Origin of the sequence: Epibacterium sp. Ofav1-8, from assembly GCF_022348185.1 — a bacterium.
GTDB lineage: Bacteria > Pseudomonadota > Alphaproteobacteria > Rhodobacterales > Rhodobacteraceae > Epibacterium.
Genome location: NZ_JAKRFD010000006.1, coordinates 114,406 through 126,571, shown reverse-complemented (window position 1 = coordinate 126,571; position 12,166 = coordinate 114,406). Strand labels below are relative to the sequence as shown.

Genomic DNA, 12,166 nt, shown 5'->3' with positions numbered 1-12,166 from the left:
CAAAACCGAGGATGGCCCATGAGCGACCATTTCTTTGTCGTGACGGGCGGCCCCGGTACGGGCAAGACCAGCCTCATCACCGAGCTTGCCTGCCGCGGCTTCCACACTGTGCCCGAATCCGGCCGCACGATCATCCGAGAGGAGATGGCCAGCGGCGGAGACGCCCTCCCCTGGGCGGATCGCACGGCCTATGCCGAACGGCTGCTGGAGCGGGACCTGCGCACCTACAGCGCCGCACGGGCGCTCTCAGGCCCCACAATCTTCGACCGCGGCATTCCCGACACTCTTGGCTACCTTAAGCTCTGCGGCCTCCCCGTGCCGCCCCACGTCGCCGCAGCAGCCAAGGCAGCCCACTACAACCGTCGCGTCTTCCTGGCGCCGTTCTGGGATGAGATCTTCACGCAAGACAGCGAACGCAAGCAGACTCGCGCCGAAGCCGAAGCGACCTGTGCCGTCCTGCGCGAGACCTACACCGCCCTCGGATACAAAATCACGGAGCTGCCGTGCACCGACATTGTAACACGCGCCGACTTTGTCTGTAAGCAACTGGCAAATTGACGTCATCTCTAGTTGCCGTGGCGAAACTGCTGAAGCAGACAAACCGCATGGTCCCTCCGGCCTCCCGCTGCCCGACACTCACGGCTCCAATGCCGACATCCGCCTTGACATCCAGATGCCGCGGCGCCGCCCGTCGATCCGGGCATTCGCGGCAACCGCGAAGCGAACAAGCGAACGATTCTATAATTCGCAGCAAACGACGACTTTCACTGTTATTGCGCTTGCCTCAGCCCCTAGTTAACTCAAACATTTTGGTTGGTTTGTAGCTTCATGCGACCCTGGCTTTCAGTCTCGATGACCTAGGAGACGGTTCGGCTCCAATGGCGGCCAGTCAACCGACTCAAAGTTCTCAAATGCGCGCGCACCATAGTCCGGCTCGACGGTCTCCGCCCAAGCGATCAAACCTCCGACTTGGTGAACTATACCGGACACGGAAGTTTTCCTTGAAGCTGCGTGCACAGACGGGGTTTGTTGTACAGATCGTTCCCTGGGATTCATCTCATCAATCCAGCGTGATACCCGGTATGTATGAGCAGTTGGGCCCCTACGAAATACGAGACCACGAACTGGTCGTCCTACAATGATGCATTTAAGCAGCGCGGATCGCTATCGATCTGGTTTGATCCGGAGATGGTTTGGACGCCGCCGCCCAGCGGCAAGCGCGGTCGGCAGCGAAGCTTCAGCGATGCGGCGATCCAGACTTGCCTCACGATGAAGGTGCTGTTTGGTATGCCGTTGAGACAGAAGACGGGTTTCGGTCAGAGCCTCCTGCGGCTGGTTGGGCTGGATTGGGCTGTGCCAGATTACAGCACGTTTTGCCGCCGCCAGAAAACGCTGAATGTATGCCTGCCGTGTCGAGGCGGTACCGGCCCGTTCAATCTCCTGATCGATAGTACCGGCATCAAGGCCGAGGGTGAAGGCGAGTGGAGTGCGGAGGATCAGAAAACAGTCTGGGGGAGTGTTTCCCGACAAACGCGCAAGCATGGCGGTCCGAAACGCCGGATTTGGCGCAAGACACACATCGGTATTGATGAATGAACGCTGGAAGTGCGCGCCGTGGAGGTCACAAGCAGCAATGTCAGTGATGCGCCAATGCTGCCCGAACTGTTGGGTCACCCCCCCGGACAATCGGATCAGTGACTTCCAACGGAGCATACGACACACGCAAATGCCACGAGGCCGTTGCCGTCCGGGATGCACATGCTGTGACCCCGCCGCGCAGGAACGCCAAGCCCTGGAAGCCCACCAGTGCAGGCGCTATCACACGCAAAGAAGCAGTGCGTGCGTCTCGTTACCTGGGGTGTGCCTGTGGCGAAAGCGGTCAGGATACCACCGCCGAAGCCGCGTCGAGAGCAAAATGCACTGCGTGAAACTGATGGGTCAAAGGCTCATGGCGCGGGACTTCGATAGACAGGTCGCGGAAATCCAAATCCGCATCTCCGTGCTCAACCGCTACACAGCCCTCAGCATACCTGTCACCGGGCCCATAGGCTAAATCCGCCCGGGGAAAGGGGAAGCACGCCCATAAACCGGTTTGTGCAACAAAGCCACGCCGACTAGTTCCGCGAAGCCCTGCAAAATAGAGGGACACGCGCCTGCTCCCCCGGCCGGAAGGAGCGCAAAACATCGCTAAAGCATCACAAGCGTCGCTACAAACACCGCAAACACACCGGGATAATGCTTGACCGGCTCTAAGATCGACGACGTGTCGCAACCAGATACTACCGGTGCCCCAAAAACTCTCTCCTCCGCCATCGCACTCGTAGCGCTTGTTATTTTCTGCTTTGAGTCCTGAGCCTACGGGTGACCGTCCAATGTGACGGCGGAGAGTAGATGTCGCGTGTAGTCCTGTTTCGGCTTGGTAAACACCTCATCCGCGGCGCCATGTTCGACGATGTCGCCCGCCTTCATCACCAGGATCTCATGCGACATGGCGCGTACGACATTGAGATCGTGGCTGATGAAGAGATAGGCCAGCCCGTAGCGGGCCTGCAGGTCGCGCAGCAAATCAACGATCTGCACTTGAACCGTCATATCAAGCGCCGATGTGGGCTCGTCCAGCACCACCAGTTTCGGGCGCAGTACCATGGCGCGGGCAATCGCTATACGCTGGCGTTGTCCGCCGGAAAACTCATGCGGGTAGCGATCCATTGCGGCGGGGTCGAGGCCGACCTCCTCCATCACCTCCGCCACCAGTTCGCGTGGTTTGCGGTGCTGGTCGACCTCGTGGATGGCCAGGCCTTCGGCAATGATCTGCTGACAGGTCATCCGCGGCGACAGCGAGCCAAAGGGGTCCTGAAATACGATCTGCATGTCCTTGCGCAGGCGGCGCAACTCACGCGTCGACCACTTGCGCAGGTCCTGACCCTGAAAACGCACTTCGCCCTCGGAGGCGATCAGACGCATGATCGCCAGCGCCATCGTGGTTTTGCCAGAACCGGATTCCCCGACGATGCCGAGGGTTTCACCGGCGCGCACCGAAAGCGACATCGGGTTCACGGCCTTCACATGGCCAACCGTACGTTTGAGCAGGCCGCGCTGGATCGGGAACCACACCTTGAGGTCGTTTGCCGCGACAAGCTCCTCCGCATTCTCAGGGACCGGCCCTGGCCTGCCGGACGGCTCGGCGGCCAGCAGTTTCTGCGTATAGGGATGTTTAGGAGCAGAAAACAGCTCCGCCGTGGGGCCTTCTTCGACGATCTCACCGGATTTCATCACGCAGACCCGATCAGCGATGCGGCGCACGATCGACAGATCATGGGTGATAAACAAAAGCCCCATGCCTTCGCTTGATTTCAGATCCGCAAGAAGGTCGAGGATCTGCGCCTGAATGGTCACATCAAGCGCCGTGGTGGGCTCGTCCGCAATCAGCACGTCTGGTTTATTGGCAAGCGCCATCGCGATCATCACCCGCTGACGTTGCCCACCCGAGAGCTGATGTGGGTAGGCGCCAAGTCGGGTTTCGGCGTCGCGGATACCGACCTTGTTCAACAGGTCCAGAATGCGCCCGCGCGCGTCTTCGCCCATCACGCCCTGATGCAGCGCAAGCGCCTCGCCCAGCTGTTTTTCAATGGTGTGCAACGGGTTGAGCGAGGTCATCGGCTCTTGGAAGATGAAGGAGATATCATTGCCGCGCACCCGTCGCAGGGTGCGCTCATCCGCGCCGATCATTTCCTGCCCATCATAGGTGACGGAGCCGGAGACCTGTGCGCTGTCGCCGAGCAATTGAACCGTGGACAGTGCGGAGACTGATTTGCCGGACCCCGACTCGCCCACCAGTGCAACGGTTTCGCCGCGCGACACCGCGAAGGACACGCCCTTCACCGCCTCGGTGAGCTGACCGTCTTGGCGAAAGGCAACGCGAAGGTCCTTGACCTGAAGAATGGGGGCTTGCGTCATTGGTGCGACCCGCCCCGGCGAGAGGTCGCGCGTTTTTCAATCCTCATGTCTGCATGGCTCATGAAAAGGTCTTTCTCGGGTCAAACGCGTCCCGCACGCCTTCAAAGATGAAGACCAGAAGCGAGAGCATGATTGCAAAGGTAAAGAAGGCGGTGAAGGCAAGCCACGGTGCTTGCAGGTTCTGTTTGGCTTGCAGGGTCATCTCACCCAGCGATGGCGCTGAAGAGGGCAGGCCAAAGCCTAGGAAATCAAGGCTCGCCAAGGTGCCGATGGTGCCGGTCACGATGAACGGCAGCATGGTGAGTGTCGCCACCATCGCATTGGGCAGCATATGGCGGAACATGATTGTCAGGTTGCCCACGCCAAGCGCCTTGGCCGCGCGTACATATTCGAGGTTGCGCGCCCGTAGAAACTCTGCGCGCACCACGCCCACAAGCGCCGTCCAGCTGAACAGGATCATCAGAAACACCAGGAGCCAGAAACTGCGCCCCAGGATGGCAAACATGATGATGATGACATAAAGCGATGGCGTTGCGGACCAGATCTCGATCACGCGCTGGAAGATCAAGTCGATCCAGCCGCCAAAGAACCCCTGCACGGCGCCCGCGACAATCCCGATCAGGCTTGCGGCGATCGTAACCACGAGGGTGAAGACGATCGAAAGCCGGAAGCCATAGATGACCCGCGCCAGCACGTCGCGTTTGGTGTCATCGGTGCCCAACCAGTTCTGCCCGTTGGGCGGCAGCGGCGCGGCCCCGGAGCGATCCACTGGCGTGTCAAAACTGTAGGGGATCGGCGGCCAGAGCGACCAGCCTTCGACAAAATCCTCTCCCGCATAGGTGCCCGCGTCAATCTCGGCAATGATGCCATCCGGATCGTCGAAACAGTCCAGACTGCCGCCGGACGCGATCAGGCATTTCACTTCCGGGTCGCGATAGACGGCCTCGGTCTGGAAATCTCCCCCAAAGGCGGTCTCCGGATAGAAGTTCCAGATCGGAGTAAAATACTCGCCACGATAGTTCACGAGGATCGGTTTGTCGTTGGCCAGCACATCCGCAAACAGCGACAGGCCAAACAGAACCAAAAAGATCCTGAGCGACCAGAGGGCCCGGCGGTTGCGCTTAAAGTTATTCCAACGGCGTTGGTTTAGAGGAGACAGTGCCATCAGATCACCCCTCCCGCTTTTCAAAATCGATGCGCGGATCGACCAGCACATACATGATGTCAGACAAGATCCCCACCACTAGGCCCATCAGCCCGAAGATGAAAAGTGTTCCAAAAACAATAGGGTAGTCGCGTGCCACTGCGGCCTCAAACCCGAGCCGCCCCAGTCCATCCAGCGAGAAGATCGTCTCGATGATCAGGCTGCCGGTGAAGAAGATCGAGATAAACACACCCGGAAACCCTGCGATCACGATCAGCATCGCATTGCGGAACACATGCCCATAGAGCACCCGGTTCTCCGTGAGCCCCTTGGCGCGCGCGGTCATGACATACTGTTTCTTAATCTCATCCAGAAACGAGTTCTTGGTCAGCAGTGTGAGCGTTGCAAAGGCGGATATGGTCGAGGCCACAACCGGCAAAGTGATGTGCCAGAAATAGTCGCCGATTTTGCCCAGAAGGCTCAGCTCTTCCCAATTCTCGGATGTGAGACCCCGCAGCGGGAAAATCTGCCAGTATGAGCCCCCGGCCAAGAGCACCAGCAACAGGATCGCAAACAAGAAGCCCGGGATTGCATAGGCCGCGATGATCACGCCACTGGTCCAACTGTCAAAGCTGCTGCCATCGCGCAGCGCCTTCTTCACCCCAAGCGGGATCGAGATCATATAGGCGATCAGCGTTGACCACAGGCCAAGCGAGATTGACACCGGCATTTTCTCCAGCACCAGATCGATCACGCCTATGTTGCGGAAGTAGCTCTCGCCAAAATCGAGCCGCATATAGTTCCACATCATGTTGAGGAACCGCTCCAGCGGCGGTTTGTCAAAGCCGAACTCCCGCTCCAGCTCTTCGATGAACTCGGGCGGCAGGCCGCGCGCGCCGGCATACTGGCTCTCGGCTTGGCCCACGGTTTCAGCGCCGCCATCGTTTGTGGCACCGGCAAAGCCCCCAAAGACGTCGCCGCCGCCCTCAAGACGGGCGATCATCTGTTCGACCGGCCCACCGGGAACAAATTGCACCAGCGCGAAATTCACCACCATGATCCCGATCAGGGTCGGGATCACCAGCAAGAGGCGCCGTAGAATATAGTTGAGCATCGGGGATTTACCTCAGCGCGCCTGCATCGCGCAGCGCCTTGGCCTTGTCCTCGTTATACCACCAGAAGTCCAGATACCCGAGGCTGTAGGGTGGGATTTCCGCCGGATGTTCGTATTGGTCGTAATAGGCCGCCCAATGGTTCGGGTTGTACCACAGCGGGATCATGATGAACTCGTATCGCAACGCACGATCAAGCGCGGTCATAATCGCCGTTTCTTCCTCTCGTGTTTCCGCGCGCAGCGATTTTGTGATGATCGCATCAATCAGCGGCGAGGCCAGACCAGCGGGGTTAAACAGCGAATAGGTCGAGGCCTCAGACCCGAACCGCTGCTCCAGCCCCGTACCCGTCCCAAGGAAGGTCGTGTAGCTATCCACGACCAGATCATAGTCCCGTTCTCGCTCGCGGCTGGTGTATTGCGCAGTGTCGACCACCTCAAAATTAACCGCAATGCCGAGATTTTCGAGGTTATCAACGAAATTCTCCATCACGCCACGCGTGGTAGGTGACGAGGACGAGGAGAACAGGAAATTCAGTTCGAACGGTGCGCCCTCGGGCGTCACTCGCTTGCCGTTGTCGCCAACAACATAGCCTGCTTCTTCTAGCATTGCCGCAGCTTTGCGCGCGTTACGGCGATCAAACAGTCGGGCAGGATCAGATGTTGCCGGAACATAGACCTCTTCGCTCAGCATCTCTGGCGGGACCAGATCACCGAGACTTTCGAGGAATTCACGCTCCGCACCTTCGGGAGTGCCCGTCGCCATCAAGGGCGAGTTCTGGGTGAAGGACGCGCGACGTTCGAACAACCCATAGAGCAGGCTTTCATTGGACCACTCAAAATTGAACGCCAAGGCCAGCGCCTCACGGACACGGCGGTCCTGAAGCTTGGGGGATGCCAGATTGAACACAATACCGGAGGCCGCGGGCGGTGCACCATTGGGCAGTTCTTCGAGCTTTACAGCACCGCTATCAACCTTGGGGAAGTCATAGCCGCTGGCCCATTTCTTGCTGTCGCCCTCGGCACGGAACGTGTACTCGCCCGCCTTGAACGCCTCAAAGGCGGCGGTGTCATCGGCAAAGATCTCGACCCGCAACGCATCAAAGTTATGCCGCCCCTGATTAACGGGCAGGTCCTTGCCCCAGTAATCGGGATTGCGTTTCAGGACGATGCGGCGCGACAGATCAATTTCGTCGATCACATAGGGGCCAGAGCCCGGAGGCCCCTCGATCCAGTTCTCGTTGAGTTTCTGACCGGTCTCTTCGAACCATTTCTTCGACCAGGCAGGCACCCCGCCCACCTGTTCGACCAGGCTGCGGCGGGACACGCCGTCGGCAAAATAGAATTTGATGGTGTGGTCATCGATGACTTCGACCTTGGGGATCAGCTTGCGCACAAAATCGGCATAGGACTGCAACCCCTGGTCCAGCAGCAGATTGTGGCTGAACGCGATGTCATGCGCCGTAACCGGAGTGCCATCAGAGAACCGTGCTTCCGGCCGCATATGGAAAATGACCCAGCTCTTGTCTTCCGGATATTCCACGGTTTTGCACAGCAGGCAGTAGGACTGGCCATATTTGTCCGCAGGCGCGGCATCCGCAAGCAGGCTTTCGTAGGGGTAGACGGAAAAGGCATGTGCGCGCCCCTTGCCGGAGTAGGGGTTCATACTGTCCAGCGTGCCGATGAAGGGCACGGACAACTCCCCTCCCTTGGGCGCATCCGGGTTCACGTAATCGAAGTGCTCGAAATCAGCCGGGTAGTCCAGATTCCCATAGAAGGAATATCCGTGGCTCGTGGTCACATTACCGTCCTCTGCGCCCTGCGCAGCGAGAACCGAGGCCAGCAGAGCGGCGGAGGACAACAGCATGGCGCTGGCAAAGGATCTGGGCCTGGACACGATGGGGGAAATTGCAGCCACCTTTGCCATCACACGCGTGCGTCTGTTCGTCATCTGCCTAAACCCTTCTTATCCGACACAATCCCGAACCGCCGCGCCTCTGTCGGGCGGTCACCGGTGTCTTTTTCTGCTGCCTTCGAAGCTAAATGTCGGAGCCTGTTGTTTTCAAGCCGAGATTGCCGCCTCGCGCCGAATTGACAACCGATCCCCGCCGATCCGGGGGGCCGGAGCGCCCCACGCCGGGCAAAAGTACAAAATCAGGGCGCTGGATGCTGGATGCTGGATGCTGGATGATCGCAGGACAGCACCACATATGCCAAAGGGCCGCAGCGCAGGCTGCGGCCCTTTGTGAATGGTCCGGAAATGATCGGGGGACTGGGCCGATCAGTGGGCTGAGCCGATCAGTTGCCGAGGCTTTCCAGATAGGCAATCAGGTCCACGCGATCATCGACCTTTTTCAGACCCGCAAACGACATGGTGGTGCCGGAGGCATAGGCAGAGGGTTTGGTGAGGAATTCGTTCAACTCCTCCGGTGTCCACGCGCCTTCGAGCGCAGCCAGCGCGCCGGAGTAGCCGAAGCCACCCACCGACGCGATATCGCGACCAACCACGCCATCGAGATGGGGGCCGGTTGCATCGGTCCCATCAACCTTGTGGCAGGCGGTACACTTGCGGAAGACCTTGGCGCCTTTGTCCACGTCGGCCTCAGCCATCAACGTGGCAAAATCCACCTCGGGCTCATCGCTTGCGCCACCGGCGTCGGCCACTTCGATGACATAGGACGCTTCGCCGTGTGCATCGACATGGTAAAGTTCCTCAGCAACCCATTTGCCCAGAAGGAAAACAAGGAACGCACCGCAGAAACCTGCGGTCGCTTTGGTGAGTGTCATCGTGTCAAACATGATAGCGAGTCCATTTCAGCTGTCTTGCAGGCTGTCTAAGGCTTCCCCTATCAACTGGCAAGGTATAGACACCGCGACTAAACGACCATTTCCCCAAGTTTTTGCAAAGATGACGCAGCTATGACCCAAAAAATCGCAATCCAGGGCGAACTCGGCTCCTACAGCCATGAGGCGTGCCGCAACAAGCGCCCCGATATGGAGGTGCTGCCCTGCCGCGGTTTTGAGGATGCGATCGAGGCGGTCCGGTCCGGCGCAGCGGAGCTTGCGATGCTGCCGGTGGAGAACACGACCTATGGGCGGGTGGCCGATATTCACCGGCTGCTGCCCCATTCCGGGCTGAAGATTATCGACGAGGCCTTTGTCCGGGTGCATATCAACCTGCTGGCGGTGCCGGGCGCGACGCTTGCAGATGTGAAAGAGGCCCATTCGCATCTGGTGCTGCTGCCGCAATGCGCCAGCTTCCTGCGCACGCATGACATCCGGGGCCGCGTCAGCCCCGACAATGCCCGCGCTGCGCGCGAAGTCGCCGAACGCGGCGACATCACGCACGCGGCCCTGGCCTCGGAACTGGCAGGCGAGATCTACGGGCTGAACACGCTGGCGCGCCACATCGAGGATCAGGGCAACAACACCACCCGTTTTCTGACCATGGCACGCGAACCGGATCTGAGCAGACGCGGCGACAACGGCATGATCACCAGCTTTGTCTTTCAGGTGCGCAATATCCCCGCCGCGCTTTACAAGGCGATGGGGGGCTTTGCCACCAATGGCGTCAACATGACCAAGCTGGAGAGCTACATGGTCAACGGCTCTTTCACCGCGACGCAGTTCTATGCGGATATCGACGGCCACCCGGAAGATGACAATGTGCGTCTCGCGATGGATGAACTGGCCTATTTCACCACCAACGTCGAGATTCTCGGCGTATACCCTGCGGATCGCAAGCGCTGAGCACTGGCGCTGGCCAGTCGGGGCACCGCATCGCACTGTAGCGATGCCCCCCGATGGCCGGGTCAGGCCACGCTTGTGGCGCCGCTCTCCCCGTCGGCCTCGTCTGCGCACGCGATCAGACGCATGTTGTCCCGGTTCATCGGCATGCCGAAATAATACCCCTGGACCGACGCGCAGCTTTCACCGCGCAGGAATCGCAGCTCGTCCTCCACTTCGACCCCCTCGGCCAGCACGGGAATGTCCAGCGCCGCCCCCAGCAGCAGCGTCGAACGGACGATGGCGGCGCGTTGCGCATCCTTATGCACATCGCGCACGAAACTCCGGTCGATCTTGATCTTGTCGAAGGGAAAGGCCTGAAGCGTGGCAAGCGAGGAATAGCCGGTGCCAAAATCATCCATCGCAATGCGAATCCCGACCGACTTGAGCTTGTGCATCACCTTCAGCGTATGCGCCTGATCGTCGATAATACTGGCTTCGGTGATTTCCAGTTCCAGCCGGTCCGGTGAAAGCCCGGTCGCCATCAGGATATCCATGACATCCTCGACAAAGGACGGCTGGACCAGCTGCTGCGGCGCAACATTGACGGCAACGCTATAGGGGCGGTCCCATCCGGCAGCCTCGCGGCAGGCTTCCCGCAGCACCCATTGCCCGATTTCGCGAATGAGCCCCGTTTCCTCGGCCACCGGGATAAACTCAACCGGGGACACACGGCCCCGCGTCGGGTGGTTCCATCGCAACAGGACCTCGAACCCCACCGGCGCCAGCGTATCAAGCGCATTTTGCAACTGATAGACCAGTTCGAACTCGTCACGCTGAAGCGCCAGACGCAAGTCATGCACCATCTGCGTCCTGTCACGGCTGCGACGGTCCATCTCCTCGTTGAACAGGCAAATCGACGCGTCCGGTTCCGATTTCGCGCGGTACATCGCCACGTCTGACTTGTGCAGCAGTTCCGACGGATCGCGCCCATCCTCCAGCGTGGTTGCGACGCCGATGGCGGCGCCGACACGCAGAGACACTTCTTCGAGGTCAATGGGTTCGACAATCGCTGCGTGCAACCGCTCGGCAAAGCTCAGCACTTCCTCGATACGGCGAAATCCCTCCTTGATGGCGACAAACTCGTCGCCGCCGACGCGGGTGACATATTCATCCTCTCCCTGCTGCGAGATCAGACGCAGGGCCACGCGAGTCAGCACCGCATCGCCGACGGCATGGCCATAGACATCATTCACCTCCTTAAAGAGGTTGAGGTCCACGGTCAGGACCGCGACGCGGGTTGTTTCGTTCTCCTGCAGGCGGAGCTTCAGCGCATCCAGCCTGCGGGTCAGCCACATGCGATTGGGCATGCCGGTCAGCGGATCATGCTGCGCCGCATGATCGAGCTGGGTCCGTGTCTCCCCCTCCAGATTGACCTCGATACTGGCCGAGGCGATGGCAATCAGCAGGATGATGGCAGTCACCGCAAAGATCAGCATCGCCATGGCCGTGTCGGAAATCGTCTGTGGCGGCACCACGACCGCAGAGTCCAGCCGGACATCGATCGCGCTCATGCCGGTAAAATGCATCAGACAGATCGCCAGCACCATGACCAGCGCCGGCCACGCGCGGCCGCCAAGACCACCGCTACGACGTGCGATCAGGCCATAACTCAGCGCCCCGAGGCCCGCGCCGATGCCGACGGACGCGGTCACTGTCCCGATGTGCCAGATAATGTTTCCCGGCAGCAAATAGGCACTCATCCCGGTGTAGTGCATCGCAGATACCGTCATGCCAAAGATCGCCCCGGCCATGATCGGTGCGGAGGCCCCCCGGGCAAAGGCAAGCCCGGCGTTGGCGGCAAACGCGCCAAGCACGCCGACCACCAGCGACACCCCCGTCATCACAGGCTCGTATCCGTGATCATAGCCGGGTTCATAGGCCAGCATGGCAATGAAATGCGTGGACCAGATCGTGGCGCCGGTGATCAGCCCCGCCAGCGGCAACTGCACAAGCCGTCGCTTGCCCCGCCATTCGGTCAGCCGAGCGGACATATGCGTGGAAAGCACGGACCCGACAACGCAGATCAGGGCTGCAACGGCGACAAGACCATAGTTGTGTTCCTGCGTGATGCAGTCCAACAAGCGATACATTGAACAATCCTTGGCTCAGATAGGTCGTGACCCCACCCTCGCACAGGATTGTTAACAAGTGAGGCTGATGCCCCG

General features: G+C 59.8%; 8 protein-coding genes and 2 pseudogenes. 4 read left to right on the top strand and 6 right to left on the bottom strand.

Annotated features, from left to right (window positions below):
• Positions 1-18: 18 nt before the first annotated feature.
• The 3 genes and pseudogenes from MHM97_RS11530 to MHM97_RS11520 form a co-directional block, all read left to right on the top strand.
• Positions 19-558 (top strand): AAA family ATPase, encoded by a 540-nt coding sequence (locus tag MHM97_RS11530; RefSeq protein ID WP_239322507.1) that lies wholly within the window; start codon positions 19-21, stop codon positions 556-558.
• A 528-nt stretch (positions 559-1,086) separates the two neighbouring features.
• Positions 1,087-2,053 (top strand): annotated as a pseudogene (locus MHM97_RS11525) (IS5 family transposase).
• Positions 2,054-2,118: 65 nt separating this feature from the next.
• Positions 2,119-2,353: pseudogene (locus tag MHM97_RS11520) on the top strand (IS5/IS1182 family transposase); the annotation flags it as partial.
• Positions 2,354-2,355: 2 nt separating this feature from the next.
• Here the strand turns inward: MHM97_RS11520 and MHM97_RS11515 are convergent.
• From MHM97_RS11515 to MHM97_RS11495, 5 genes are all read right to left on the bottom strand, one after another.
• On the bottom strand, positions 2,356-3,957 hold the full coding sequence (locus tag MHM97_RS11515) for an ABC transporter ATP-binding protein (RefSeq protein WP_239322506.1): 1,602 nt from the start codon (positions 3,955-3,957) through the stop codon (positions 2,356-2,358).
• Positions 3,958-4,015: 58 nt separating this feature from the next.
• Positions 4,016-5,122 carry an ABC transporter permease gene (locus MHM97_RS11510; protein WP_239322505.1) on the bottom strand — a complete coding sequence of 369 codons (1,107 nt, stop codon included), beginning with the start codon at positions 5,120-5,122 and terminating at the stop codon, positions 4,016-4,018.
• Between the two features lie 4 nt (positions 5,123-5,126).
• Positions 5,127-6,215: a microcin C ABC transporter permease YejB gene (locus MHM97_RS11505; protein ID WP_239322504.1), complete on the bottom strand. Its 1,089-nt coding sequence runs from the start codon at positions 6,213-6,215 to the stop codon at positions 5,127-5,129.
• 7 nt (positions 6,216-6,222) lie between these two features.
• Positions 6,223-8,163: an extracellular solute-binding protein gene (locus MHM97_RS11500; protein WP_239322503.1), complete on the bottom strand. Its 1,941-nt coding sequence runs from the start codon at positions 8,161-8,163 to the stop codon at positions 6,223-6,225.
• Positions 8,164-8,510: 347 nt separating this feature from the next.
• Positions 8,511-9,011 (bottom strand): c-type cytochrome, encoded by a 501-nt coding sequence (locus MHM97_RS11495; protein WP_239322502.1) that lies wholly within the window; start codon positions 9,009-9,011, stop codon positions 8,511-8,513.
• 120 nt (positions 9,012-9,131) lie between these two features.
• Here MHM97_RS11495 and MHM97_RS11490 point away from each other — a divergent pair, with 120 nt between their 5' ends.
• On the top strand, positions 9,132-9,962 hold the full coding sequence (locus MHM97_RS11490; protein ID WP_239322501.1) for a prephenate dehydratase: 831 nt from the start codon (positions 9,132-9,134) through the stop codon (positions 9,960-9,962).
• 62 nt (positions 9,963-10,024) lie between these two features.
• On the opposite strand, the gene MHM97_RS11485 is transcribed toward MHM97_RS11490, so the two are convergent.
• The gene (locus MHM97_RS11485) at positions 10,025-12,091 is read right to left on the bottom strand and encodes a putative bifunctional diguanylate cyclase/phosphodiesterase (protein WP_239322500.1); all 2,067 of its coding nucleotides are present in this window, start codon (positions 12,089-12,091) and stop codon (positions 10,025-10,027) included.
• Positions 12,092-12,166: the final 75 nt, after the last annotated feature.